Consider the following 25,941-nt stretch of genomic DNA (forward strand, 5'->3'; position numbering starts at 1 on the left):
AATCATCTGCTCACAGAGCTTCTCGATATCGGACATGTCATGAGTTGTGAGGATTGGCTATGATTTTGATCATGCCAAAGAATCCCTCAAGGAACTTAAGTAATTAGCCTATGCATTTAACTTCAATTTGGTGGAGGGCCGCCATCACCAGGTGATCCACCCCCACCAACCAAATTAAATCCTGAACTAGAACTAGATTTGGTTGTTGTGGTAGTTGAATTCGTTCCCGTGATAACTTCTTGACCTTCTTCTAAACCGCTCTTGATTTCTACATTCGTTCCATCATCAAGACCAGTCTCCACTGGAATAAACCGAACATTCGTGACTGCATTTCCGGCATTATCAGTAGTTGATTTTTCGGGAACTGTAACACCGGTTTGAGTACCACTTGTTTTAAGCGCTTCGCTGGGAACTGTTAAAACATTACTTACTTGAGCGACAATGATATTCACATTGGCATTCATACCCGCACGAAGCAAGTCGCTGTCTTGATCGACCGTGGCCTTGACTTCATACGTCGTCACGTTCTCGGTAGTTGTGCCTTGTAAGGCTACGGAATTCACTGTCCCACTAATAGGCTGATTTGGATACGAATCAAGGGTAATATCTACTTTCTGTCCTACTTTGCATTGCGAGATATCCTCCTGATCAATCGAGGCAGCAACTTCAAGTTTATCTTCTGTAGGAGTGATCGTAATGATTGAATTAGAGTCAGAGTCTTGGCCCAGTTCAAGTGGGCAACTGACAACAACGGCATCCACTGGGGCAACAATTGCAGCATCATTCAAATCCGCCTGGGCACTGGCTAGTTGCGCTTGCGCAATTTGAATGTCCGCCTGAGCCGATTGTATGTCTGCTGCCTTAGGACCCTGGACCTGTTGATCCACTTCATATTGAGCGGATGTAACATCGGCCTGTGCAGCAACTAAGGCTTTAGACGCTCCCCCATTTTTAAGATTCTTTGCAGAGGTTAAAGAGTCCATTGCCTGATTCAGAACGGATTGAGCGGATTGGATAGAGGACGTATTTCCACTCTGTGTGCCTTGGCTAAATTATCACTAGCCTGTTTCACATTCTGATCGGCCAAAGTGACTTGGTTATCTAAATAGCTGGGATCGGCATTTTGCATAGCCGATGTTAAACTTTGCTGCACCTTGGCCAGGGTAGCCTGAGCCTGCGCATGGGTTTGGTCATTGAAGGAATCTTCAAGATTTTGAACTTTCGACTCCGCAGAGGTTACATTGGCCTGTGCTTGCAAAACGGACGTCTTTAGCTTCGTTTCGTCTATCTTGGCAAGAACTTGACCCGCTTTAACTGTATCTCCTTCCTTAACATTGAGTTCCACGATCTTTCCAGCTGTCGAAGAGCTCCCACTTGTTGGGAATGTCAACGTAATCGCGTGTGGATAGTTAATCGTTCCAGTAGCCGTGATGACCTTTTTAACGTCTGCCATTTTTGCTTCAGATGAGTTAACCGAAGCCACGGCAGGTTTCGTTGTAAAATGTTTATAGCCCCAATAACCTGCTCCCAAGAGGATGAGAAAGCCCACTACCCCTCTAGTCACCCATTTTTTATTCATGCTCTTTCTTCCCTTCTTCCATTGCCAGGTGATTTATTCACAAAGTAACCCAATGGCCTAAGTCCACTTATTTATGTAGATGTGACTATCTCAGATATTAAAAATACAACATCAAAATGAATTTCAGCTGAAACATGACTGAATGTTGGCTGAAAGTTTCTCGCTGCACTGTTGCGCGATATCCTGCACAATTGTTCATTTTTCTATAGAGAAGACTTGGCTGCCGCCCACGAAGACACTGACTTCGCACGTATTAACCCTTCTTGCAGACACTGTCTTCGCACGTGTTAACTTGCGGAGAAGCCTTGGGGAAGGTGACTTCCCTAGTTGCACTTATGCTTCAGACGAAGACACTGACTTCGCACGTATTAGCCTTCTTGCAGTATGCCACGAAAAGTTATACTTTCTGAATTAGTACAAAAAACAGGGAGGTTACCGTACGGTAACCTCCCTGAAACTCTGGTCTATTCATAATAAGATGTAATTTATGCAGCTATTTAATTCAAACTAATCCACTGAATTATACTACTCAATATCACCGGTAAAATAGTCAGTTCCTTAACTGCAGCAAAATACCATTTCGCCAAGATGAACTCCCAAATTTTTCGCTACAATCTCACACTTAGCTCGCAGCAAGAAATACAACCTTCTATCCTCTTTACCAAACGCTTCTAAAGATTCATAATTAGCCTGCCCTTTACTGATCACAATGTCAGCGTTTTTATAGGCCTGCATAAATTCTTCGGAACAGTCTTTGAGAATTGTCCCTAAAAAACCGCTGCCGTTAGAAATTACCCGGATTTGCTCTGGCATACCTGTCATACCCACATGAGCCGCATCTTCCATCGTGGCATCATTCAAAATCGGTTGATCTTTAACTGCATAGGTTATCTTGATCCCAGATTCGGACAGTTGCTCAGCTAATAGCCTATCAAACGCAATTTCGCCGCTGTTATCTCCGAGAATTAATATCTCTCGGGCTTCTTTTAGCCTTTGGACGAAAGAAGCGTAATCATCCCGGGCAAAATCCTTCACCATGGCCTCCTGAATACTCCCCTCAACATCAAAATCTTTCAAGATGCCCATATCGATAATATTCCCGGCCACAGCGATTTTCAAAGCCATAAAGAGCGGATTATCACTTTGGTCAATTCTTTCTTTTAACTGGGGAAGGAGCTTGAGAGCCAATTCATTGGATTCCTTCTTAGCACTATGAAATGGATCCTCGATACCCAACAGCTCATTGACCTTTCTGAGAATAATGGTTGAGTTCTCTGCGGGAGTCCCTTGTGGGTCTAATCCTGGAAAAAGGGGCAAAGTCTGATGAATAATCTCTCTCATTTTCTCCTCTGGGAGTTCTGTTTGTGCTAAAGTATTGAGCATTTGCTTAATATAGCAAGGAATACAGTCCAGGGTAACGTTCACAAGTAGAGCCTCCTCGTTTATTTTATTTTTTAGCAGCTAGCAAGTCTAAACTCTAAGGTAATTGATAATATTATTTATTTCCAATTCGGCGCCTTACACAGAATAAATTTCACTTTTTTATTCAAATGCCCACCCGCCATGTTAAGTTGTACCTGTTGATTATACCATGCGATTCTGCCATTTAAAATTTTAATCTTAAGAGGCAAAGAAGCAAGCTCTATTCCTTGTAGTTTTCCCTTGCAGGATGCTTAGTTCAAAGTTATTCTTATAGAGCTTCCCCAGAATCCGTGTTCCTGGGGAAGAATAAATTCTTGACTATATATGTATTATTTGCTATGCTAAGACAAGCAAGAGGGAGTAGTTTTCAAAATAGTGTCAACACACTGGCCCAAAGCCTGGCATTATTTCGCTTAAAAGCGTAACGAGACTTTTGACGTATTGAGGTACGTCGAAAGTCTCGTTTTTAATTTGAAAGGAGGAGAACAATGGCACTAACTTTAGTATCACTGATTATTTCTGCAATATTAATCTATTTTAGCTGCGAATTATTCGTAAATGGAATCGAATGGGTGGGGTTAAGATACAATATCTCCAAAAATGCTGTCGGAACGATTTTGGCCGCATTTGGCACTGCTCTCCCTGAAAGTGTCGTTACCTTTATTGCAGTAGTTTTTGGAACTAATGCAAATCAAAAGGACATTGGAGTGGGGGCGGCACTCGGAGGGCCACTGGTTTTGAGCACTCTTGCATATGCTATTGTTGGACTAGGTATTATAATTTTTCGAAAAAAACGAGTTCATGGGATAAATATTGATTTAAGCAATAGTAAACTTGGTAGGGATCAGCTTTGGTTTTTAGGTATTTTTGTCTTTAAAGTTGCCTTAGGTTTTGTGGTATTCCGTGGTAAACCACTGATGGCCTTTTTATTCTTAGCTGCATACGGATTATATTTTTTCACCGAAATGAAAGAAACTGCTGATAACCATAATGAAATACTCGAGCCTCTTAAATTTTGCCCTAAGACTAAAAATCCAGAAACCCGATGGGTTTTGGTACAAACCTTTTTATCACTTGCTCTAATTGCGGTTGGTTCCCAGATTTTTGTTAAGAACTTAGATCATTTAAGTCTTGCAATTGGAATTGCACCACACATTATAGCATTATTCTTAAGTCCAATAGCCACTGAACTTCCGGAAATACTTAATGCGGTAATATGGGTGAGACAAGGAAAAGAAAGGTTAGCATTAGCAAACATAAGTGGATCAATGATGATCCAGGCCACAGTTCCTAGTGCACTTGGAATACTATTTACTCCTTGGATCTTTGACTCCTATCTTGCTCTAGCAGGGTTATTTACAATGGTATCCATCGCTTTTCTTTGGTTAACATTAAAAAAACAGCAGCTTTCCGCAAATAAACTTGTATTAGCTGCTGGGTTTTATGTATGTTTTGTAGTTACAGTCGCATTAATACACAGTTAATAGATATAACTTATGAAGTAAGTCAAACAACTCCCGTCTCTAGAAGGTTATTTCTTAGCAATGTCGAAAATAATGAATATCACAGATGGTAGGACGGTGGAGATAGATGGGATTATGGGTAATTTTTATGACAAGCTTAGTTATGGGATTTTCGGGAGCGATCATGCCAGGGCCTTTGCTTACAGTTACAATTAACGAGAGTCTTCGTCGCGGTGCTAGAGTTGGACCACAAATTGCCTCAGGCCATGCGCTTTTAGAGCTTGCCCTGGTGATTGCAATTTTCTTTGGTCTGGGAACCTATATCACTTTACCTTCTGTGAAAGGGACAATTGGAATTGTGGGAGGTTTATTCCTCTTTTGGATGGCATATGGAATCTTGAAGGAGTCTTTTCATGCTGTTGCCCTTGATCTTTCGGGCAAGATAACGGAAAAGGGTCTCAGTCCCTGGGTGGCAGGAATTACAGTTACTGCATCAAACCCTTATTGGTTTTTGTGGTGGGCAACTGCAGGTGCTGGTGCTTTGATGGTTGCTGCTGGTCAGGGTATCCTCGGAGCCATTAGCTTTTACATAGGGCATGTTTTATCGGACTATATCTGGTTTATGTTCGTCGCTTTTACAGTTGCTAGAGGAAAAAGGCTCTTTACTCCGATAGTTTACCGCGTTGTTTTAGGCGTGTGTGGCTTGTTTCTTGTGGGGCTTGCAAGTTACTTTGTTTATTCAGGCACCAGTTTCTTGTTGTTGTCCAAATCTTAAGTTTAGGCAATTACAGAATGGATTCTTATTTGACGGGATTATTTGTGCTATAACCGCAAATCCTGTTTTGACCTGTTTAATATTCTCAAGTAATGATTAGCTTCTCTTAATACATGATCTGCTAACAGTGGAATGATTATTGATTTTATTTTACATGTTAATAAGCCTTCTGTACCGGCTGCTTTAAAATCCCTGAAGGCACGGGTTGTTGTGATAGTTTCCCCTGTTAACTGCCCGAGCGTTATTGTGCCTTGCCCCCCTCCCTGTGCTATATGCTCAAGCCTATCAAACTGTCCCACAAAATTATTTGCTTTAGCAATTAGATCGGATTCAGTTGGGTCTAATAAATGACTAATAAACTGTGCGTGCTCAGCCATTTGCCTATTCCAAAACTTTTCTTCTTCGATAGCTTCCTGAACAAAATCAACTACCAAGCGCCGTTGCAAACGTTCTAATTGATGTATGTAGAAAAGTGCTTCTCTTCGGATATGTATTATTAATAAAGGAAAATTGAAAGTGAACAATTTACATTGCAGCATTCCTTCAAGAATGTTGGTTTTAAATAGAACCAAAGCATTCGTTAAACTAATAGCTTTCTGATTTAAGGCAGTGACTTGGGCCTCCAGTTGTGATAGATTTACACCTGCATTGGGAGTTAGTCTGAGTTCTTCTGTCGTTATAACTGATTCAATGGAAATACCGGAAAGTTCCTCGGTAATTTGTTCTGCCCGTAGAGTTTTATCTGTTATCGATTCCCCCGAAATTAATGTTTCCTCGCTAACTACCCCATTAGCGAGGATTACAGCTTTGTGTAAGACCTCGCCGAATTGCGACTTAAACATATCTGCTTGCTGCGCAAATGTGGCATCTTTAGCAACAAAACCAGCTTCCAGAAATATTGAATGTTCTTTCATAATTCGCCCAAAAAAGAGGTGTAGTTCCAGTGATTCGCGGACAAAATCTCCTGGTAGCAAAACTCCGTTCAAGCCTATCCCTCCCCGTTCTTCCTTTCCAATATTTTAGTTTATTCCCCCTATCTTTTAAAAAGACCCCCAACTAAATGACCAGGCGACCAATATGATTTCCGAACTTCTTTATAAGCCTAATGATTCAAAAAGACTCGCCTAATATTTGGCGAGTCTTTTATTATTTTTCAGAGTTTGTTGGGCAACACGCAAAAAATATTGCAAGATCAACTGAACCAGATCATCCCAGAATCTGTTCTGCGCAAAGCACTCCGTCCACCGCAGCCGATATGATACCTCCCGCGTATCCTGCTCCTTCCCCACAGGGGTAAAGACCTTTGATGCCAATAGCCTCTAAGCTGTCCCCTCTTGTGATGCGCACTGGGGAAGAACTGCGGGTTTCAGCCCCCGTCAACAGCGCATCCGGATAGGCAAAGCCGGGCATCCACTGGTCCATCTCTAAGATCGCTTTCCGTAGCGAATGAGTGATATATTCCGGTAAAAAGGAATCCAACTCGGCAAACTCAGTTCCGGGCAGATAGGTAGGCAGGACATCTCCGAAAGCTGTTGTTTTGCGCTTTTGGAGAAAATCCTCCAACCTTTGTACTGGTGCTTTATATCCTCCGCCGCCCGCTGCAAAGGCTGCTGCCTCTATCCTGCGCTGAAAAGCACAACCGGCAAGTGGATCATCGTTGTCCAGATCATTCTTCCCGATGGTCACCAAGAGCGCAGTATTGGCATTTCTACCGTCTCGCGCGAATTCGCTCATTCCATTCGTTGTCAATCTGTTTTCCTCTGACGTTGCCGCAACAACTGTCCCACCTGGACACATGCAGAAAGTGTATACCCCTCTTCCATTTTGCAGATGCACTACCATTTTGTAATCGGCTGCGCCAAGCTCAGGGTGCCCGGCGAAACTACCGTACTGGATTTTATCGATCATCTCTTGGGCGTGTTCAATGCGCACTCCCACGGCAAAGGGCTTTTGTTCTATATAAACGCCGCTATTCAGCAAACTTTCAAACGTATCCCGTGCGCTATGTCCGATGGCCAGGACAACATTGTCCGTAGAAACTTCGGCATTCCTCCCCTTTTCTTCAAAGCGTACACCTGTCACCTGTCCATCCTTGATCAATATTTCTGTTACAGTTGCATTAAAGCGCACCTCACCGCCGAGACTTATTACTTGCTCCCTAATGCCCTTAACCGTTTCATTCAAACGATCAGTACCAATATGCGGCTTGCTTAAATACAGAATTTCTGGCGGCGCACCGGCCTGCACAAACTCGTTGAGCACCTTCATTTTGCGACAATTCTTCTGCCCAATTTTCAACTTGCCGTCTGAAAAGGCACCTGCGCCTCCCTCACCGAACTGCACATTCGTTTGGGTATCAAGAATTCCGGTCCGCCAAAAGTTTAATACCTTTCTTTTGCGGCTATCGACATCGAGTCCCCGCTCCAGTAGAATCGGTCTGGCCCCTGCTTGTGCCAGAATCAAGGCCGCAAACATTCCTGCGGGGCCGCAGCCTACAATCACTGGACGCTCTTTCAGTTTTTTAACCGTTGGCACTGTATAGATTAACTCCGTTTCTTGGGAGATGCTTTTGTTCCTATTCATGGCAATGACTTCGTTTTCGTCTCCTAAAATACAGACAACCACCGTCATATCGAAATGGATGTCCTCTTTGTTGCGAGCATTTACTGTGCGTTTTGTAATACTGATGCGCTCTATACGGCTATGCTCTATATGCAACCTTTTGGCGACCATGTCCTCTAGCATTTTTAAATCATACGTAAGCGCTACTACTAAATCAGTGATTTTAATCATTGTTTTCTCCTAACAGATAAATTGATAACTAGAAGCAAAACAATGCTATTTTGCATTTGCCTTACCACAGCCTAACCCCTGCCTAATTTAATAGGCATGGGTTAGTATACTACAATAATTAGTCGAAGGGTTATCTTAAGGTGAAATAAACAAATTCAAATAGAAGGAGAAATTTAGTTAAAAATTGATTTGTTAAAAAATAAGTCCTCTAGGTCCGCCTATTGACAATTTGTTGAAATGCTGTATGATTGTATTAAGCTCTTAATACAATCATACATGAGGTGATAGAATGCTATGGGAATTAAAATCTGACAGACCCATTTACACCCAGCTCGTCGAGCATATCAAACAGAGGGTATTTTCCGGAACCTATCCTCTAGGGTCGAGACTCCCGTCCGTGCGGGACATGGCTCAAGAAGCTGAGGTTAATCCCAATACCATGCAGAGAGCTCTAGCGAAATTGGAGGAAGAAGGCCTAATAATAACGCACCGCACGAGCGGTCGGTCGATTACGGAGGATGCAAGTATGGTGGAATTAGCAAAAACCAAATTGGCTAAGGATCAAATCTTGGAGTTTCTAGAAAAAATGCAGCTGATGGGCTTTGAACAAAAGGAGATCTTAACTATTATTACCAACCTGGTCAAGGAGATGAAGAAATGAGCACTATCTTAGAATGTAACAGCCTTACCAAAAAGTTCGGCAGCAAAATAGCTTTATCTGCAGTTGATTTAAAAATTGAGCGCGGGCAAATCGTGGGACTCCTCGGACCTAACGGCAGCGGAAAAAGCACCCTCATCAAGCTGGCCAACGAGCTCTTGACCCCTACGAGTGGAAATATTCTCATTGGAGGCCAGACCCCAGGTATTGAAACCAAGAAAATCGTATCCTATCTCCCGGAAAGGACATATTTGAATGATTGGATGCGTGTACACCAAATCATCGAACTCTTTACCGATTTCTATGATGATTTTAAACCTGAGAAAGCTTATGAAATGCTAAAACGGCTTAACATCAACGCTAATGACAGACTAAAAACCATGTCCAAAGGAACGAAGGAAAAGGTACAGCTGATTCTTGTTATGAGCCGCGAAGCAGAGCTTTATCTCTTGGATGAACCTATAGGCGGAGTGGATCCAGCAGCAAGAGATTATATTCTAAAAACGATTCTGGGTAATTATAACGAAAACGCCACGGTAATTATCTCATCCCACCTTATTTCTGATATTGAGAAAATATTAGATTATGTGATTTTCATTAATCAGGGCCAAGTGGTATTGACCTCTTCTGTCGATGATATCCGGGATGAAAAGGGTACATCAGTGGATGCTTTATTCAGGGAGGTGTTCAAATGTTAAGCAAGCTTTTAAACTATGAAATTAAAGCTACCGGAAGGATATTCCTACCCTTTTTTCTTTCAATCCTGATCTTCGCGGGAATCACCAAATTCATTTCTGCTATTGATCCCCAGAAATGGAATACTCCCGCAACTATTAGCATGGTCATTTATATCGTTCTTATGGCAGGAATGTTCGTAATGACCTTAACGATGATGATCCAACGTTTTAGTAAAAATCTGCTTTCCGATGAAGGCTATTTGATGCATACGCTACCAGTAAAGCCCTGGAAACACATTGTCAGTAAACTCCTGGTGTCTATGCTGTGGATGATTGGCAGTGTAGCTGTTGCCCTGATTTCCATTCTGGTCATCACTTATAAAAAAGGGATGTTTGGCGAAATCGTCAAAGGATTGGCAACTGTTCATGATCGAGTTATCGACCAGTTAGGTCCTTCAGCTTACCTTTTGACCCTTGAGGTTATCCTAGGAGTTCTTATAAGCCTGGCTTCGGGGATATTGCTGGTCTATGCTTCTATTGCCATCGGACATTTGTTCAATCGACATAAAATGCTGGCAACGTTCGGTGCATTTATTGCCCTTAATACGCTTACCCAGATTTTTTTCAAGTTGGTAAGTTTAATTCCTGGAATAGCACATTTCTATAATTTTTCGATCCATAATATGGCTGCGAGTGATTCAGTTCGCTATCAATTAGTAATCTGTTATGGAATATTTTTTGCCGGACTTTTATGTGCCGCTTACCTCGCAGTAACCAATTTCATTTTAAGCAAACGATTGAATTTAGAATAGAACAGCAAAATAAGCTATGGCAATTTTCCCGATATTTATATCATCTAAAGCTGCTAACCATCAAAGGCAAAAGGCTGAAGCATTTTTTGCTCCAGCCTTTTGCCTTATGACTTTTTCGCCTTCCCCCTCTTTGTCACTTTCTTTTTTCAGCTTTCGTTTCCATCTCAATTCCAAACAGATTCAATATCCATATCCTCAATAATCCTACGACTTTTAACGGTTGATTTTTTCAGAAATGTTTCGGCTTTCTGAATCGTTTGGGAGAAATCTATGTGGCAATTTTATGCTTCTTAAATTTTAGCGCGATTTAGTATTATTGAACCATTCAATCGTTGCTTTTCCATGCTCTTCAGGAATCTTGTTACTAACTTGTTCATGAAGCCATCCTAAAGTCTTATTGTTCAAATACTGTCTCATTTGGTCTTCTGCTTCTACCATGACAACTTTTATCAAGCAAGGACATTTTGTATATGTATCAGGTAAATTATTTTTATCTAACAATATCTCATTCTGTCTAATCTCTACACATTGAAATAATGGAGTCGTCCCTTCTACTGCTTCAACTATATTCCAAAAGGTTATACTTTCTGGATTACGTGCTAACTCATATCCTCCATTAACACCTGGAATTGACTTCACAATCCCGGCTTTCCTTAACTTTGTATATACTTTTGATAAATAAGTTTCTGAAACTCCCTGAAATAACGCTAAATCTTTAATTCCAACAGCCTTTCCTGATGGAATATCTACCATATACAATAAACAATGTAATGCATACTCTACTCCTATGGAAAATTGCAATACAATCCACCTCCTAAATAATAAAATCCCCACATAATACTTAATTATTTTTTGTCGCTAGATCATGATTCAATAGTAGATAATAATTATCTTTAATATATATTGACTTTTTTACAAAGTCAATATATATTAAAGATAGACAATGCATATCGACGATATATCTTGTATATTATTAAGATTTGTATTGTTAACTAATTTTTAGGGGGAAATATACAAATGCTTACTGAAAAGTTTTTTGATGTACTAAAAAAGGAAGGTGTAGTTTCAATAGTGTCATGGGGGATAGATGAACCACATGTGGTTAATACTTGGAACTCATATTTAGAGGTAACACCTGATGAAAGAATTTTAATTCCTGCATATGCAATGCGTAGAACAGAAAAAAATGTAAATGTAAATAATAAAGTAAAGATCGCTTTGGGTAGTAAAGAAGTTTTGGGTTATAAAGATTACCAAGGAACAGGTTTCGTGATTGAAGGTACTGCAAAATACCTTGAGTCAGGTTCGGAATTCGATATGATGAAAGAAAAGTTCTCCTTTTTAACTAGAGTGTTAGAGATAACAGTTACATCAGCAAAGCAAATGCTTTAAATGTTGTTGTTTTCTGATGGTGTATTTTCTTAAATAGTTTTTAACACGCATGTGGGTTTCACCTAGATTGAAACGTTTTGCATCCGAACACGATTTGGAAATTAGTGAATAATTTAATTATCATTTTATCTATTGATCACTTTTATTTGCATTCCTTGCATAACATCTAAAGCTTTTTGGTTCAAGCTTTCGTCAAAGCTCGCTGTGCAGGAGGCGTCCACGATAATTTCTGCTTCCGGCAATGCAGCTTTCGCTATAATGGCATTGGATATCACACAAATATTGGACACAACACCGATCAATTCAACACTAGCATAATTCTTACTGGTAAGGTAATCAGCTAGTTCCAAAGATCCGAAAGTAATTTTTTTAAACCTCTTGGACGTTTCATCACAGAGATCGGCAATTTCACCGTATAAATCCCACCCCTCCGTATTCCTAAGGCAATGTGGAACCGGTAGATTTCTTCCTTCCTGCGTCTGAAGATAATTGTCATCATGAGTATCAAAAGTAAATACAACTTCATCGCTGTTTTGCTTGTACTGCTTAATTTTTTGGTAAATTCCTTTTTCCAGCGTAACCGCTTTATCAAAGCCCAGGCTACCATTCACAAAGTCTTTTTGATAATCTACAACGACTAATATTTTCTTCATATTAAACCGCTCCTTATTCTCATAAAAAATGCGCTATTAATGTGCCCTCTGCACACTATAGCTCGTAACCGATGGTAGTTCAACAGTGTTCCCCATTTCCTAATTCCCAACCCATTACCTGAAATCCTTCCTAAGTTCGAGAGAATAATCAAGATAAAACAATATGTCATATTGCCCAACTATTTGGAGAGTTGGTACCGATCCTTAGCTCAAATAATTCTGTCAGCTAAATAACACAGGTCCTTTCTTATCTTGATTAGAAAGGACCTGTTGATTACTTAAGGATTACCGCCTTTTTGGACGGCTGTACAAAAAAATGTTTCTAGAGGGGTGAGACATCTTTCCAAGTAATCTTAGCACTCGTTTTCCATAAATAAGCAGTCAAAAATAGTACTACAATAATATATATAAATAATCCAACCTGAACATCTTTCAACGCATAATGCAACATAGCAGAAATACCGCAGAATGCAAGCGAACCCAATGCTAACCCCAGGTTATTTTCTCCATCTTGAAACTTTTGCCGAACGGCAGCTCATTAAGTGAGAGCTTAAAAAGCAAAATGATTAACAAGAGCATGTTTAAGAATATTAAGATCAGATGGGGTATTATCCGGGCTCCGTAAGGTACAGCAAAGAATAGGCTCACAAACAGGTATACTGGGATAACATACTTCAATATGAAGCCCTTTAACGCTCCCATGAGAATTACACCCGGTAACTCAATTGGCAAAGCTTTGTAGATCCATGCGCCCTTGTAATTTTCACTTGAATTTATGGTCATAGTAGTTGAAGCAAGCATCGAGACGGTAAGATACATAAAAAGGTAATAAGCTCCTTGTGAAATATCTGTTAGAACTTCATGCAGCGAGTTATTTCCTATTAATGTATTAACCATAATCAAAATAGGCAAAAATGTTGCCAATCCCAGATTAGGATATAGACGTAGCCTTATACTTCTTTCGCTGGAAATCATATTTTGAGAAAACCTGCAAACAACATTTTCAAGCTTGTTCGGAATAATAGCTGAAATCATTTTTTTATAGATTATTGCTCTTCTTTCTACATTTTTACGTTTTTTTGCCGTAACCGTATCGAGTTTATGTAGGTTTCTCTCAAAATATTTAGTAACTACTCCGAAATATAGTATTAAAAGTAAAATTGGAACTATTGCTCCTAAAAAGCTTAAATAGATAAAATAATTCTCCGCACTGTTCTCCAATATCCAACTGAATGGTGCAGCAAACCACGCCGAAGGAAGCAGATACATCCACCATTTGAAGGTTAAAACCATATTATGGCCGATATATTTAAAAATGTGACCTGTAAACTGATATCCAAGCATCATCACTAAAGATAAGATGATTTGAAAGTAATTAATAACATCCTTAAGCTTATCTCCATCAAAAAATAAAAGCATTAGGAAATAAAGCACTGAGGTCAAGAAAAGAATAAGTCCCGAGATAAGTAGCAAATCGAAAAAATAGATGCCCATAAACAGAAAGCCATATTTATAGAGCCCTACTAATAACGACGGTCCAGCCATAACAAACGTGATCGTCAACAAATTGATAAATATATGTGTTATTTTGGCTGCGTTTACGGTCTGAGACCTTATAGGTTTTGATAACAGGATTTCCTTGTCTCTTGTATCCAGCAATATCGACGAAAAGTCTGATACCATAGTCATCATAACCATAAATATTAGCATCCCAATGATTACGTTCATTTTTATGAAAAGGGGTAAGGGGGGCAGCAGAATCAGGGCGAAAACAACGCCCATAAGCCCATATATTATTAACGACTTCTTGAAAGTGTTTTCTTTATCTTTATGTTTAGAATTAATCAGTACTGAAGGCGCTCGTCTCTGGTCCATTAGCAGCTTAATCTGCAATACTTTTCTCATTACCCCATAATCGATTCCCATGACTCTGTAAAAAAAACTAAAAAAATCCAGGACCTTCAAAATCCAAAAATCCTTCATTGGTTAAACTCCCTGTAATTCTTTGATAAATTCATAAGCAATCTCCTTGTGCCTATTAAAGCCAGTCAATTGGTTAAATATCAGTTCAAGCGAGCCTTGCTTGCTCTGTTCCTTAAGTTCGTCAAAGCTTCCGTCAGCGACTATTTGTCCCTCATTGATTAAGATTATTCTGCTGCTAATCTTCTCTACAACGTCCATAATATGTGAAGAATAGAATATGGTTTTACCCAAAGCCGCCAGTTCTGCCAGAATCTCTTTTACAATCATCACACTATTTGCATCCAGCCCGCTTAAGGGTTCATCTAGAAACAAAATATCTGGGTTATGAATAATACTGGAGATAATCAGCAGCTTTTGCTTCATACCTTTTGAGTACGCTGATATTCTTGTGTGGTAGACTTCTTCTATGCCAAGTAAAGCCATAAGTTTTTTGGCCTTATTATTTACCTGTTCCAAACCAAGCCCATAAACCTCTCCAATAAATGTAAGGTATTCATAGGCTGTCAGGTTTTCGAATATCTCCACCGTCTCAGGCACGTAACCTATTTTCCGTTTATATTCCACGTTACCATCAGAGATATTCTCTCCAAAGATTCTTATTTCACCGTTGTACCCATCTACCAAACCCATCAGGATTTTAACAGTGGTGCTCTTTCCCGCCCCATTCGGCCCAATATATCCGATAATCTGGCCCCTGAATACCTCCAGATTAATCCCCTTCAGTACTTCTTTCGAACCAAATCGCATTTTAAGATCTCTTATCGTGATTACTGGCTCAATGTTCATTTACTGACCTCTTTCTCTTCACTTTGATTCTTAAGAACTCAACTTTCGCTAATAATTACGGTACATTTATTCGTGTTTTATAATCTTGCCCTTGAGAAGGGAGGTATGTCAAATCCGATGCCCTTTGTGGCAACGATTCATTATAACGGCTGCTTCAGTAGGCCGTTCATCATACTCATCTCTATTTGCTGCTACTATTAAGCGATAGTTCGGATGACAATCGTACGCCAAAGTAATCAAACACATACTGCATACCCCTTTCTGATCATCTGCTATAGTATAAACTAAATCCCCATTCATCCCACCGCCAGACAGTAGTTCGGACTGGGGCCTTTGTATCTAGGGTGTAATGTTCTTCGTCTATCTTTCGGTACTGCCCTTCCTTAACGACCAACTCATTTAGACCGTCACCATCGTAATCCCGGATCGTAAAAGAAATTATGGGGCGATCCAGGTCGGACGAACACCAAACCTGCTTTATTGCCTTGTTCTTGAATCGGTAAACAAAAAGGTGGTTTTTGTAGTCCTCATCCTCAATGGTCAGCCAGAAAGGTTTGACTGATCCAAAACTGCCTTTTTTCCACAAGGTTATCACCATGTTGATCGTCCCATCATTGTCGACATCGTCCAAGGCAAAGTTATCAATGCGCCAGTCACGGGGTGACCGCCAAAGCTCCTGGTCTCCTTCCCTAACAGTAAGGCAGTGATCGACTAAGTTGTATGCCTCAGTAATCCCGTCACTGTCCAGGTCACCCTCAGCATGAACTTGGAAACCGGAACCTCTTGTCATTAGAAACGACCCGAAAACGGCCAATATCATAAAGATAACCCCGCAACAGAGCCCCATTCTGTTTACCACGCTGGTACTGAATACGTCTGCATCCAGATTGGCTGATCAACCTTCTCGACACTCTCCAGCATTTCCTTCCACTTCTGGTCGGTTAGTCGATCACTTGCAGGCCAAGGAAACTCGTAGTAGGAGTAGACCGCTCCCTTAGCAATGCGCAGCTTACCTTCCACAGGAACTACCGCATAGATATCACTGACAAACCCAGTCCCTTCCTCAAGTACTTGTCCGTTAGGATCAGTTGCCACATCTGCAATCAGGGCGGCAGAATTCTCCTCGACGGCCGAAGGATGATCAACACCCTCGTCACGCAGCGCTTCAAGCCAAAAATGCTCCAACTGCCCGCCAAAGCCCCGGATCAGCTCGTAGTCCTGGTCATCGAGGAGCTGGTTGGTCAGTTCTTTGTCCGCAATATTTTTTAGTTTTAAAGCCAATTCCTCTAACCGTTCGAGGGAAGTCTGATCGCTTTCATTCAGTAAGCCTCTGCTGTTTAGACCTTCAATGGTCATCCTCGTCAGGGCGGCTAGGCGCGCATAAACCACCGGGTTAGGTTCAACATAGCCCCGATCATCAAGCGGTATCTCTCCACCACCACATTCAGCATAGACCTGCTTGGCATAGAGGATGGTATCATGCTTGAGCTCAGTCCAGCTTCCAAGAAAGGTCTCCAATTGCTTGCGTGTCCAGGCCTGGTTGTTCATAAACGCAGGATATCCATCCCCTTTTGGTTTTGTCAGGGGTGCCAAGGTGTGCAGCCAGGACCAATACAGGTTTTGTGTCCAGGTAGCAGTATCCAACGTAGCGAAATAACTCTGCATCTCCTTCATATTTTCAGGGTACTTCTCGTACCCGGTCTCACCCATACCATCGAGGATAGCATAAGCTTCTTGAGAGCCCATAGAAGCAGGGATATCTAGACCTTTCGGCAGCATCCGACGCTGCCCTTTGTTGTTCTCCTCAACTTCCCGATACACTAGGTTCTGGAAAACTGCAGCGTCAACGGTAAATCGCTGGCCCATAAAACGAAAACCCTTTATTTCCCTGTCGCGGTCAGGTTGGAGAGTCTTGTCAAAGATAGGCATTGAGTTAATTGCCGGGGGCTCTAGTTTGGCAAGTCCATCACCAAAAGCCTTCCATTTATCCACATTCCCGGTCAGTTCATTCAGGTCAATTATTTCGCCATAGGTTTTCATTAAAAGCTCGTAATATTGACTAAAACCGAGGTCGTCACTCTTACCGACGAAGAAATTAGTCGGCTCGCAAATCTTGTTCCAGTGATCATAAACCTGCTGGCGGCTGAGTAACAGGGTAACTAGGGCAGCCGACTTCGTTTCATCCTCGTTCTTGGCACGGAAGGTCATTCGCCCGTACCACATCATAGCCTGGAAATAGGTCTTCAGCTCATCTGATTTGGCATAATGCCCACGAGGATTATACTGGGTATAGTCTTCTTTTAAGGCTTCTGCCAAACCAACGCTAGGATTTCCGATATTCATGACCGGCGACGGTACAAAAATTTCTTGGTGATCCGTAATAAGCTGAAGCTCGTTGTCTACCACCTTGCTCACGTAGGAAGGAACATCAGCCTTCGGATCAAGCAGCCGAGCAGCCACGGCAAAATAAGCCACGTTGCGTGTCGCTGCGTTTTCCCAATCCGTTCCCTTAAGAGTCTTGTACTGTTTTTGGCTTTCAGTTAACATCAACCCAGTCAAGGTATTCAACTCACCGCGCAGTTTGTCTTTCTCCAACGTCCGCAGCAGGTGATCAAAATACAGATGATAATTGTGCAGCATAGCGTCGGTTGTGATGAAGTTGGGAGTTGAATCATAACGATTATTTTCGTAGCTACTGAAAAACTCGCGGTAGGGACCTGGGACCACTACGAAACCGTTCTTACTCAAGACGTTTTCTGCTTGGGGAGAGAATTTATAACGGTCTCTGTTCGTGATGTTCTGCAGATCAGCCGCGATCTGGTAGCGCTTTACCGCTGGCTTGATGCTCTGCGGGATCTCCTTATACGGCGCAAAAGCAGCGCTCGACCGCGCCAACGAGCCGAGGGGTACAGCAGTCTGTTGCGGGAGAACACCTGGGGAAGAAGATTGACAACCTGTGAGGCTTGCCAGTAGTACAATAACCATAGAAATGCACAGAACAGTGCTAAATCTTCTGATTTTCAATTTAACAGCTCCTTTCTTGAATTAAGAGATAAGTTTTTCTGCCTTTCAATATTTACAACCTAGTTCTGCACTGTTCTGATAAATCCTTCCATACAGAATAATTTTGTATTTTATTCTCTGGTCTTAATCGAATACCGTACAGCAGGAGGCAGCCCACGCTGTTAAAACAAGGTGCTCCGCACTCAACACGCGAAACACCTTGTTCTAACATCTTGAGCCTCTTCCCCCGGCAATAGCTTTCCCTGAAAGAGAGCTCCTCTTTTGTTTCTCATAAATTAGCAATAGGTTCAGAGTATAGACTGTTGAACCTATTTCTAATTGTAAATTTTCTCTTTCCCAGGGTCTGTTCAGCTGTAGTTCATCGGCTATTATTAAGCATTTGTTGGAACCGCTTTTTTCATTAGTATCTCTTGATACCTGTCTAAAACCTCATCCAACTCTTGACTTGCAGCTACAACTACCGGATCAGTATATGCTCTTCCCTCTTTTGTCTTAATCATGTTCAGACGTAATTCTTCAATTCGCTTTATTAATTCGTTGATCTCAGACATACTATCCTCCGTTAATTTTTATTTGGGGATTAGTGCGCCCAAAAATTAAATCCCCGGCAATACCGAGGACTCTATATTATGTCTTATAGTTGAAAGAAGAATAAACAAATAGGGGTAGAGCTTAGGACAGCCCTCCTCCAATATTTTTTACGTTCTTCATCATTAACTCCAGTTCAACCTATACTCGGTTAGTTAGATGAGTTTTTAGTTCAATATTATGAGAACCTTCACTTTGATCCATAATTCTCATGATTTATAAAAAATAGTCCAATCAAACATTAAAACGCTGCTAAGTCTTTTAGCCGTTTTAACACCAGGGTTTTTGTTGCCTGACTCTATTTCTGCATAATATGATCTACTTATTCCTGCTTTATTTGCAACTTGTTGCTGTGTTAAATCCCCCCGATATTTTATTAGCCACAGCCTCGTCTTGCCAAATTCAGCCACATTTCCCCCCCTTTATTTCGTTGCATAACGCGACTTGAATTTACCTTAATAATACAGTCGCAATTCGCGACTGTCAATGTTTTTGTTGAGATTTGCAACACTTATTTTAAATGTCGCTTATTGCGACTATACTATATTGGAGAGGAGGTATGTTTGTAATGTTAGGGAAAAGGCTACTATATCTAAGAAATAAGCTCGAACTCACACAAGAGGAACTAGCAAAAATACTTTGTATGTCCCGAAGTACATATGCACAGTATGAAGTCGATAGACGAAAACCTGATTATGATACTCTACAAAGAATTGCGGATTATTTTAAAGTCTCTACTGATTTCTTATTAGGACGGACTGAGCATTCTGTCATTTCAGAAAATAATTTTCCAAGCAGGCTAAAGATGATTCGTGAACTAAATGGTATTTCACTAAACCAATTAGCTGAAAATCTTAACATATCTCCAACCGACGTATCTCAATTTGAAACAGGCGAAAAATATCCCGACCCCTCTACTTTAAACGTTTTGGCAGAAAGCCTCAATTGTTCTCTTGACTTTCTACTCGGACGAATCACTGACCCAAGACCTTATTTACTTGAAAGCCAACAAGGTTACACTACTTTAGCTGCCCACCCTTCAGACGACCCAATGGAGGATCTGCCAGAAGAAGCGAAAAAATCCCTTGAAGAATTCAAAGAGTTCATTCTTAATAAATACCGTAAAGACAATTAGGGGGCGTAGACGTCACTGCATTGCAGGCCTAGAAACGCAAGACCCTCAAAATTTCAAACAGAAATAAAGAGAAGGTTTTACTGACCATATCTGTTAAGTAAAGGTAAATTCTGACTTCAATCAATATCTCAAACAAATTGCGCTCTATATAACCGAAAATAAGCTCTGAAACCCGCAAAAAAACTATAATAATACATTATTTAAAGTGACCGCCCCTAATGCCGTTCTGGTATTAGGGGCTAAATAATATTGGTTGACAATTATGCTCTGAAACCTGAATCCGGTCATTTCCGGTATCTGCAATGTAGATAAGTAGGAGTAAGACCCTTCTCACTTCTTCAAGTGTTTCATTACATGCGCCATGTTGTCTGCCGTGTGGGTCACAATCCCCAAATGTAATCCTGGGCTTGTTTTTCTAAACACCCCCCTAGGCACATCTTCCTAGACTTTAGATAAAACTATATAATTCGAACCTGTCATCATGACGCATTTAAAGACAGGAAAAATATGCAGAAAACATTTAATATAGAAATAAAGGAGGGGCTTTATGGATTGGCTTGACGCAATGAACAGGGCAGTAGAATATCTAGAGGCTAACATTACTGAAAAGTTGGATATTGAGAAGGTAGCGAAAATTGCCTTATCATCCCCGTTTCACTTTCAGCGTATGTACCATATGATAACCGGTGTTACTATTGCTGAATATATGCGTAGAAGAAGGCTTACACTCGCTGCGCAGGATATTCTAGCCGGTAAAAAGGTCATCGATGTAGCTTATAGGTATGGCTATGAAACGCCCGAAGCCTTCACAAAAGCTTTTGGAAAAATGCATGGCATAAGCCCTTCGGCTGCGCGCGGGCTGGGAGCAAATCTCAAGGCATATCCAAAACTCTCCTTTCACATTTCATTAAAAGGAGATAAAGATATGAATTACAAGATTGTTGATAAAGAAAGCTTTACTGTAGTAGGTAAACAAAGAAAGATAAGTATGGTGGACGGAGAAAACTTTATCCAAGTTTCTAAATTCTGGGACGATTGCATGAAGGATGGTTCCTGCCAGTGGATTAGCTCAAAGGCAGGCAAGCTTGGTGTCCTTGGTGTATTTAAGGATTTCGGTAAAGATGACTTTAATTATATAATTGGAGTTGAGGAAATCAAAGATACCCTTCCGAAAGGATATGTTTCGGCAACTATACCTGCTGCAACCTGGGCTGTATTTGAATCAGTTGGAGCACTGCCTGAAGCTTTAGTGGATATTATCCGAAGGGTATATTCAGAGTGGTTCCCAGCTACAGGATATCAGCATGATTGTTGCACACCTGGCCTTGAGGTTTATCCTGAAGGTGATAAACACTCTCCAGATTACAGATGTGAGTATTGGGTTCCGGTTAAGAAGTAATTATTTTGTTAAATTTTTAAAATCGTCATTTCCTCTACCCTCATTCCGCTCTTCATACTCAAAAACAAAATGTGTTGGTGTTGAGAACTTCACTTCTCAACCAACGCATTAAATATTTCATCATCAAACTCTATCAGTAATGAGTCCCCGTTGTTGTTTCTCCTCTCTAGGAACATTGTGGTATATGGATTTGCTACTTCACCCAAAAAGAGTTTCAGGGTCGATCCCACTATTAATCAAATTCTTAATTGTCGTTACACCCTGTTCTTTCTGCTCCCTGTTTAAACACAACCCCTCAGTTCCAGAACTATTACAAGCCACCGTTTTACTGTGAACGGTGGCTTGTTGTTTTCACTATTTAATCACTCATTAGATCACATCAAAAAGACTCATCTGATCACTTTCCGGAATTCCTTTAAAGCAGCCAAATTTCCGAAGTGAATCGATAGTAGCATTCCCAATCTTAGCCCGTTTCTTGACATCCTCTATGGAGTTGAAGGGCTTTTCTTGGGCTGCATTATAAAGACCTTCGGCTGCAACAGTCCCCATGCCGGATATGCTGTTTATGGGCGGTCTTAAGCCCTCCTTTTCGACCAGAAATTTTGTGGCATGGGATTTGTATAAATCAATGGGCAGGAATTTAAAGCCCCTTTCATACATTTCCAAAACCAATTCCAGGTCATCATACATATCCTTATCCTTAGGGGTGGCAACGTTGCCCAGCGCCTCAATTTCCTTCAGCTTGGTCTTAACCTTTTCTTTGCCGAAGATCATAAATTCAGCGTCAAAGGCCTTGGCTCGAATGGTGAAATAGGCTGCGTAATAAGCCTGGGGTATATGCACCTTAAACCAGGCTATGCGGAAGGCCATCATGACATAGGCTGCAGCATGGGCTTTAGGGAACATATATTTTATTTTTCGGCAGGAATCGATATACCATTCCGGTACCTTATGCTCCCTCATCAAAGCTTCATATTCAGCCCATTTTTCAGGGTTCGATAAAGCCTTTCCTTTACGCACCAGCTCCATGATCTTAAACGCCGTATTGGGCGGCAGGCCCTTACTAATCAAATAAGTCATAATATCATCTCGGGTACACACAGCTTCACTTAAGGTCACGGTTCCCGCATCAATTAAGTCCTTGGCATTTCCCACCCACACATCCGTACCATGGGAAAGTCCGGATATACAGATTAAATCTGCGAAGGCTTTGGGCCTGGTATCTAAAAGCATTCCTCTGACAAACTTCGTACCAAACTCCGGAATTCCAAAGGTTCCGACCTTGGAATTGATCTGCTCCGGGGTTACCGCTAAGGCTTCCGTGGAGGAGAAGATCGACATCGTTTCCTGATCATCCATGGGTATCGTTAGAGGATCCACACCGGTGATATCCTGAAGCATTCGTATGACCGTCGGGTCATCATGACCCAGGATATCCAGCTTTAATAGGTTCGAATCAATGGAGTGATAATCAAAATGGGTGGTTATGATATCCGAATTGGAGTCATCGGCCGGATGCTGTATGGGGCAAAATTCGAAGATTTCTCGTCCTTTCGGCACGACGATGATTCCTCCCGGGTGCTGCCCTGAGGTTCTTTTGATACCGGTGCAGCCTTTGGAGACTCTCAGAGTTTCTGCCTTGTTTACGGTACGGTTTTTTTCCTCGTAATACTTTTTCACGTAGCCGAAGGCTGTTTTTTCGGCGATAGTACCGATGGTTCCGGCCTTAAAGGTCGTACCCTTGCCAAAGATAACCTCTGTATATTTATGGGCCTTGGCCTGATATTCTCCTGAGAAGTTCAAGTCAATATCGGGCTCTTTATCGCCATTGAAACCTAAGAAGGTCTCAAAGGGGATATCGATACCATCCTTCGCCAGTTTTTCTCCGCAAACCGGGCACACCTGATCGGGCAAGTCAAAGCCGATTTTAACGCCGTAATCGGAGAAGTCCGAATACTGGCAGCTGGGACACCGGTAATGGGCCTGCAGGGCATTGACTTCCGTAATACCGGTCATATAGGCCACAACCGAGGAACCAACCGATCCTCGCGAGCCCACCAGATAGCCATCCTCATTTGATTTCCAGACAAGCTTTTGAGCGATGATATACATAACCGAGAAGCCATTTTTGATGATCGAATCCAGCTCTCGATCGAGCCTTTGGTAAACAATTTCCGGCAAGGGGTCTCCATAGAGCGCATGGGCCTTCTCATAGGTAATATCTTTAATAGTTTGCTCGCAGCCTTCAATGTGCGGCGGGCATTTCTCCTCTGAAATAGGACTGATCGGCTGGCACATATCGGCTATCCGATGGGTGTTGGTTACGACCACTTCATAGGCCTTGGCCGCTCCTAAATAGGAAAACTCCTCCAGCATCTCCTCGGTGGTTTTTAAATATAAGGGGGCCTGATTATCGGCATCCTTAAAGCCTTGACCAGTTTCGAGTATTCGCCTGTAGATCTCATCTTCTGGATCCAGGAAATGAACATCACCCGTGGCGACGACAGGCTTGTTTAGTTTTTCACCCAGAGCCACAATTTTGCGGTTGATTTCCTTTAAATAGTCTTTGTCGGGCACCTGCTCTGTTCTGACCAGATAATCATTGTTCCCCAGAGGCTGGATTTCTAAATAATCGTAGGCCTCAGCAATAGCTTTAATTTCCTCATTGGATTTTCCAAGTAAGATGGCCTGGTAAAGCTCGCCTTCACTACAGGCACTGCCCAGGATTAAACCTTCAGAGTATTTTTTATAAAGGCTCTTTAAGATCCGTGGTTTTTTATAAAAATAATCTAAGTGGGAATAAGAAACCAGCTTATATAAATTCTTTAATCCCACATAGTCCTTGGCTAAGATGATCGCATGATATGTTTTAAGCTTCTTATACTCCACGCTCTTGGCGTCTTCATCGGAGCCATAGCGATCGATATCCTCAAGGGTTTCCGCTCCCCGTTGCTTTAGTTTTTCAAGCATCACCTTAAAAACTTTGACCGTGGTATCTACGTCATCTAAGGCCCTGTGAGCTACCTCTACCTTGAAGCCCAGGTTCTTAGCAATTCTTCCTAATTTATAGGTTTTGTAATCTGGAAAGAGCTCCTTAGCCAAGGACAAGGTATCCAAATAGGTGTAATCAAAGTCATAGCCTAAGACCTTCGCATTATGCTTTAAGAAACCCATATCAAATTCAGCATTATGGGCCACCAAAACGCTTCCCTCGATAAAATTCAGCAGTTTAGGAAAGACCTGGTCTATGGTTTCTGCATCTTTGACCATATCATCGGTTATGTTGGTAATCTCTACAACCCTAGCTGGAATCGGCTTTTTCGGATTAACAAAGCAACTGAACTGGTCGATAACCTTTCCGTCTTTGAGTTTCATAATTCCTATTTCTGTAATTTTTTCGGTTACAGCTGAGAAGCCGGTAGTTTCCAAGTCCAACACGCAATAGGTGGTATCCATACTCTGGCCCTTGGCGTTGGTTACCGAGGACTTTTTATCCGGTGCCAAATAAGCTTCGACTCCATAGATAACCTTCATGTTTGGATTATCTCGTCCTAAGAGCTTATGTGCCTCAGGAAAAGACTGCACTACGCCATGATCCGTAATGGCAATGGATTTCATACCCCAGCTCATAGCTCTTTGAATCAAATCAGTGGCACTGGTCATGGCATCCATCTGACTCATTTGCGTATGCAGGTGCAGCTCGACCCGCTTCTCCTCTGCTCTATCCTGCCGCTGAGCCTTCTTCGTGCCTGCTGTTTCTACGATGGTATTGGCAATAAGCTCAATTTCCTTAGAAAACTGGCTGAAGCCGGCATTTCCGGCCAGCTTGACAGCCTTAGCCTTTTTAAGCCTGGCTACTATCTCACCATCTTCACCGGGCTTGATGAACGCCTTACAGGTCATAGAACTTGAGCCGTCATACAAATCAAAGGAAATTATGGTCTTGCCGCTTCTTAATTCCTTGGCTTCGATATTGGATAGTTCACCCTGGATAGCTATCCTACCCTCATCCGGTGTAATGTCTGTAATTTTAATGACCTTGTCCTTGATAGTCGCGTTTCTGCCTAAGATCAAGGCAGGATCGCCTTTTTTCCCGTTGGTTTCTCCTTTAATTTCCGGCTTTATTGGCACGGCTTCTTTAGATGATTCAAAAGCGGGTGTTGCAGCCACTTCCTTTTGAAGAAACTGAATTTCCTTTTCTTGTGTATCTTCTTGCAGCCTTTTTAAATCTTCACTGCTGACATTGTCCACAAAATTTATGTGATAGCTGGCATTGTAGAGGTTTTTGATGGTCTCTTGGATTTTTTTATCGTAACCCCTCGCTTTTAATAAGTAGGAAACTGCTGTTTTAAACGTAAATTTGATCGTCTGATTTTGGGCGATTTCGTAGTCACAAGTTTTGAGCGCTCCATTTAAGACCGGATGTTTATCGGCCAACAAGGACAAAATAGTTTGAAGTTCCTCTTCTAAGGGCTTTCTAGGAGTCCCCTCAGGGTAAATGACCGTGATGATTGAATCATTTAAGGCTAGTCGTTCTCTGATAAACTGATTAAGGGCTTCAATTTCTCTTGTTTCAATATATTTATCCGAGCTGATTTCCATCTCCAGGGTTTTCGTACTTTTAGTTAAGACCACTGCTTGTACAATAGCAGTATTAAGGTTACCCTCTGCTTCATAATCACTAAAAATTTCACTTATTCGTTTCATGTACTTCGTCAGTCTCTCCTAAAAAATTTTTCTCGTTTAGACACATTAAAGTTATTCTTCAGATTAGTAAAAAATAGACACGACCTAGTGTTAAA

At 41.5% G+C, this 25,941-nt stretch carries 23 protein-coding genes; 8 read left to right on the forward strand and 15 right to left on the reverse strand.

Translation table 11 applies throughout. The annotated features are described in order from the left end of the window. Positions 1-122: 122 nt before the first annotated feature. From DSBG_RS23685 to DSBG_RS10395, 3 genes are all read right to left on the reverse strand, one after another. Positions 123-983 carry an efflux RND transporter periplasmic adaptor subunit gene (locus DSBG_RS23685; RefSeq protein WP_242877536.1) on the reverse strand — a complete coding sequence of 287 codons (861 nt, stop codon included), beginning with the start codon at positions 981-983 and terminating at the stop codon, positions 123-125. An 8-nt stretch (positions 984-991) separates the two neighbouring features. Continuing rightward, complete coding sequence (locus DSBG_RS23690) at positions 992-1,579, reverse strand: HlyD family secretion protein (RefSeq protein WP_242877538.1); 588 nt, start codon at positions 1,577-1,579, stop codon at positions 992-994. Between the two features lie 558 nt (positions 1,580-2,137). Continuing rightward, positions 2,138-3,004: a damage-control phosphatase ARMT1 family protein gene (locus DSBG_RS10395; protein ID WP_083236815.1), complete on the reverse strand. Its 867-nt coding sequence runs from the start codon at positions 3,002-3,004 to the stop codon at positions 2,138-2,140. Between the two features lie 485 nt (positions 3,005-3,489). On the opposite strand from DSBG_RS10395, the gene DSBG_RS10400 reads away from it, so the two are divergent. Beyond that, positions 3,490-4,485, forward strand: a complete 996-nt coding sequence (locus DSBG_RS10400; RefSeq protein ID WP_068964223.1) for a sodium:calcium antiporter — start codon at positions 3,490-3,492, stop codon at positions 4,483-4,485. A 127-nt stretch (positions 4,486-4,612) separates the two neighbouring features. Beyond that, a complete protein-coding gene (locus tag DSBG_RS10405) occupies positions 4,613-5,239 on the forward strand; it encodes a LysE family transporter (protein ID WP_242877540.1) in 627 nt (208 codons plus the stop codon). Between the two features lie 47 nt (positions 5,240-5,286). Here DSBG_RS10405 and DSBG_RS10410 read toward each other — a convergent pair whose 3' ends face one another. Together DSBG_RS10410 and DSBG_RS10415 are read right to left on the reverse strand one after the other, a co-directional pair. Next, positions 5,287-6,225: a DUF2935 domain-containing protein gene (locus DSBG_RS10410; protein ID WP_083236816.1), complete on the reverse strand. Its 939-nt coding sequence runs from the start codon at positions 6,223-6,225 to the stop codon at positions 5,287-5,289. 220 nt (positions 6,226-6,445) lie between these two features. Then, complete coding sequence (locus DSBG_RS10415; RefSeq protein WP_068964228.1) at positions 6,446-8,032, reverse strand: NAD(P)/FAD-dependent oxidoreductase; 1,587 nt, start codon at positions 8,030-8,032, stop codon at positions 6,446-6,448. Positions 8,033-8,321: 289 nt separating this feature from the next. On the opposite strand from DSBG_RS10415, the gene DSBG_RS10420 reads away from it, so the two are divergent. From DSBG_RS10420 to DSBG_RS10430, 3 genes are read left to right on the forward strand one after another with little or no spacing between them, the layout of a single operon-like run. Continuing rightward, entirely contained in the window at positions 8,322-8,693 is a 372-nt protein-coding gene (locus DSBG_RS10420) for a GntR family transcriptional regulator (protein WP_068964230.1), read from the forward strand. After that, positions 8,690-9,388 (forward strand): ABC transporter ATP-binding protein, encoded by a 699-nt coding sequence (locus tag DSBG_RS10425; RefSeq protein WP_068964232.1) that lies wholly within the window; start codon positions 8,690-8,692, stop codon positions 9,386-9,388. The genes DSBG_RS10420 and DSBG_RS10425 overlap by 4 nt, the downstream gene beginning before the upstream one ends. Continuing rightward, positions 9,382-10,179, forward strand: coding sequence for a hypothetical protein (locus DSBG_RS10430; RefSeq protein ID WP_068964234.1), 798 nt, complete (start codon positions 9,382-9,384; stop codon positions 10,177-10,179). The genes DSBG_RS10425 and DSBG_RS10430 overlap by 7 nt, the downstream gene beginning before the upstream one ends. 297 nt (positions 10,180-10,476) lie before the next feature. On the opposite strand, the gene DSBG_RS10435 is transcribed toward DSBG_RS10430, so the two are convergent. Beyond that, entirely contained in the window at positions 10,477-10,980 is a 504-nt protein-coding gene (locus DSBG_RS10435; protein WP_068964235.1) for an RrF2 family transcriptional regulator, read from the reverse strand. A 216-nt stretch (positions 10,981-11,196) separates the two neighbouring features. Here DSBG_RS10435 and DSBG_RS10440 point away from each other — a divergent pair, with 216 nt between their 5' ends. After that, positions 11,197-11,571 carry a pyridoxamine 5'-phosphate oxidase family protein gene (locus DSBG_RS10440; RefSeq protein ID WP_068964237.1) on the forward strand — a complete coding sequence of 125 codons (375 nt, stop codon included), beginning with the start codon at positions 11,197-11,199 and terminating at the stop codon, positions 11,569-11,571. 125 nt (positions 11,572-11,696) lie between these two features. Here the strand turns inward: DSBG_RS10440 and DSBG_RS10445 are convergent, their stop codons facing one another. From DSBG_RS10445 to DSBG_RS10475, 8 genes are all read right to left on the reverse strand, one after another. Beyond that, positions 11,697-12,224 carry a cysteine hydrolase family protein gene (locus DSBG_RS10445; RefSeq protein ID WP_068964239.1) on the reverse strand — a complete coding sequence of 176 codons (528 nt, stop codon included), beginning with the start codon at positions 12,222-12,224 and terminating at the stop codon, positions 11,697-11,699. 486 nt (positions 12,225-12,710) lie between these two features. Then, a complete protein-coding gene (locus tag DSBG_RS10450; protein WP_242877542.1) occupies positions 12,711-14,207 on the reverse strand; it encodes an ABC transporter permease in 1,497 nt (498 codons plus the stop codon). A gap of 3 nt (positions 14,208-14,210) precedes the next feature. Then, complete coding sequence (locus DSBG_RS10455) at positions 14,211-14,993, reverse strand: ABC transporter ATP-binding protein (RefSeq protein WP_068964241.1); 783 nt, start codon at positions 14,991-14,993, stop codon at positions 14,211-14,213. Between the two features lie 108 nt (positions 14,994-15,101). Next, the gene (locus tag DSBG_RS21780; protein WP_348980969.1) at positions 15,102-15,239 is read right to left on the reverse strand and encodes an NRDE family protein; all 138 of its coding nucleotides are present in this window, start codon (positions 15,237-15,239) and stop codon (positions 15,102-15,104) included. A 19-nt stretch (positions 15,240-15,258) separates the two neighbouring features. Next, positions 15,259-15,852 carry a hypothetical protein gene (locus DSBG_RS10460; RefSeq protein WP_242877544.1) on the reverse strand — a complete coding sequence of 198 codons (594 nt, stop codon included), beginning with the start codon at positions 15,850-15,852 and terminating at the stop codon, positions 15,259-15,261. Further along, on the reverse strand, positions 15,846-17,978 hold the full coding sequence (locus DSBG_RS10465) for a DUF3160 domain-containing protein (protein WP_242877546.1): 2,133 nt from the start codon (positions 17,976-17,978) through the stop codon (positions 15,846-15,848). Before DSBG_RS10465 ends, DSBG_RS10460 begins: the two co-directional genes overlap by 7 nt. A 410-nt stretch (positions 17,979-18,388) precedes the next feature. After that, positions 18,389-18,568: an aspartyl-phosphate phosphatase Spo0E family protein gene (locus DSBG_RS10470; protein ID WP_068964247.1), complete on the reverse strand. Its 180-nt coding sequence runs from the start codon at positions 18,566-18,568 to the stop codon at positions 18,389-18,391. 246 nt (positions 18,569-18,814) lie between these two features. Continuing rightward, positions 18,815-19,015, reverse strand: coding sequence for a helix-turn-helix domain-containing protein (locus tag DSBG_RS10475; protein ID WP_009612912.1), 201 nt, complete (start codon positions 19,013-19,015; stop codon positions 18,815-18,817). 158 nt (positions 19,016-19,173) lie between these two features. On the opposite strand from DSBG_RS10475, the gene DSBG_RS10480 reads away from it, so the two are divergent. Beyond that, positions 19,174-19,740: a helix-turn-helix domain-containing protein gene (locus DSBG_RS10480; RefSeq protein ID WP_068964248.1), complete on the forward strand. Its 567-nt coding sequence runs from the start codon at positions 19,174-19,176 to the stop codon at positions 19,738-19,740. Positions 19,741-20,287: 547 nt separating this feature from the next. Next, positions 20,288-21,139, forward strand: coding sequence for an AraC family transcriptional regulator (locus DSBG_RS10485; RefSeq protein ID WP_068964250.1), 852 nt, complete (start codon positions 20,288-20,290; stop codon positions 21,137-21,139). A gap of 369 nt (positions 21,140-21,508) precedes the next feature. Here the strand turns inward: DSBG_RS10485 and polC are convergent, their stop codons facing one another. Then, positions 21,509-25,846: a DNA polymerase III subunit alpha gene (polC, locus tag DSBG_RS10490; RefSeq protein ID WP_068964252.1), complete on the reverse strand. Its 4,338-nt coding sequence runs from the start codon at positions 25,844-25,846 to the stop codon at positions 21,509-21,511. Positions 25,847-25,941 lie beyond the last annotated feature (95 nt).

Source organism: Desulfosporosinus cupriresistens (assembly GCF_001707885.1).
Classification (GTDB): Bacteria; Bacillota; Desulfitobacteriia; order Desulfitobacteriales; family Desulfitobacteriaceae; genus Desulfosporosinus.

What these genes read in the sequence shown, in the direction of transcription:
- DSBG_RS10430 (WP_068964234.1), top strand. Translation starts at nt 9,382, where the DNA reads ATGTTAAGCAAGCTTTTAAACTATGAAATTAAAGCTACCGGAAGGATA.
- DSBG_RS10465 (WP_242877546.1), bottom strand. Translation starts at nt 17,978, where the DNA reads ATGGTTATTGTACTACTGGCAAGCCTCACAGGTTGTCAATCTTCTTCC.
- DSBG_RS10425 (WP_068964232.1), top strand. Translation starts at nt 8,690, where the DNA reads ATGAGCACTATCTTAGAATGTAACAGCCTTACCAAAAAGTTCGGCAGC.
- DSBG_RS10420 (WP_068964230.1), top strand. Translation starts at nt 8,322, where the DNA reads ATGCTATGGGAATTAAAATCTGACAGACCCATTTACACCCAGCTCGTC.
- DSBG_RS21780 (WP_348980969.1), bottom strand. Translation starts at nt 15,239, where the DNA reads ATGTGTTTGATTACTTTGGCGTACGATTGTCATCCGAACTATCGCTTA.
- DSBG_RS10470 (WP_068964247.1), bottom strand. Translation starts at nt 18,568, where the DNA reads ATGTCTGAGATCAACGAATTAATAAAGCGAATTGAAGAATTACGTCTG.
- DSBG_RS10480 (WP_068964248.1), top strand. Translation starts at nt 19,174, where the DNA reads ATGTTAGGGAAAAGGCTACTATATCTAAGAAATAAGCTCGAACTCACA.
- DSBG_RS10415 (WP_068964228.1), bottom strand. Translation starts at nt 8,032, where the DNA reads ATGATTAAAATCACTGATTTAGTAGTAGCGCTTACGTATGATTTAAAA.
- DSBG_RS10405 (WP_242877540.1), top strand. Translation starts at nt 4,613, where the DNA reads ATGACAAGCTTAGTTATGGGATTTTCGGGAGCGATCATGCCAGGGCCT.
- DSBG_RS10400 (WP_068964223.1), top strand. Translation starts at nt 3,490, where the DNA reads ATGGCACTAACTTTAGTATCACTGATTATTTCTGCAATATTAATCTAT.
- DSBG_RS10440 (WP_068964237.1), top strand. Translation starts at nt 11,197, where the DNA reads ATGCTTACTGAAAAGTTTTTTGATGTACTAAAAAAGGAAGGTGTAGTT.
- DSBG_RS10450 (WP_242877542.1), bottom strand. Translation starts at nt 14,207, where the DNA reads ATGAAGGATTTTTGGATTTTGAAGGTCCTGGATTTTTTTAGTTTTTTT.
- DSBG_RS10485 (WP_068964250.1), top strand. Translation starts at nt 20,288, where the DNA reads ATGGATTGGCTTGACGCAATGAACAGGGCAGTAGAATATCTAGAGGCT.
- DSBG_RS23690 (WP_242877538.1), bottom strand. Translation starts at nt 1,579, where the DNA reads ATGAATAAAAAATGGGTGACTAGAGGGGTAGTGGGCTTTCTCATCCTC.
- polC (WP_068964252.1), bottom strand. Translation starts at nt 25,846, where the DNA reads ATGAAACGAATAAGTGAAATTTTTAGTGATTATGAAGCAGAGGGTAAC.
- DSBG_RS10455 (WP_068964241.1), bottom strand. Translation starts at nt 14,993, where the DNA reads ATGAACATTGAGCCAGTAATCACGATAAGAGATCTTAAAATGCGATTT.
- DSBG_RS23685 (WP_242877536.1), bottom strand. Translation starts at nt 983, where the DNA reads ATGGACTCTTTAACCTCTGCAAAGAATCTTAAAAATGGGGGAGCGTCT.
- DSBG_RS10445 (WP_068964239.1), bottom strand. Translation starts at nt 12,224, where the DNA reads ATGAAGAAAATATTAGTCGTTGTAGATTATCAAAAAGACTTTGTGAAT.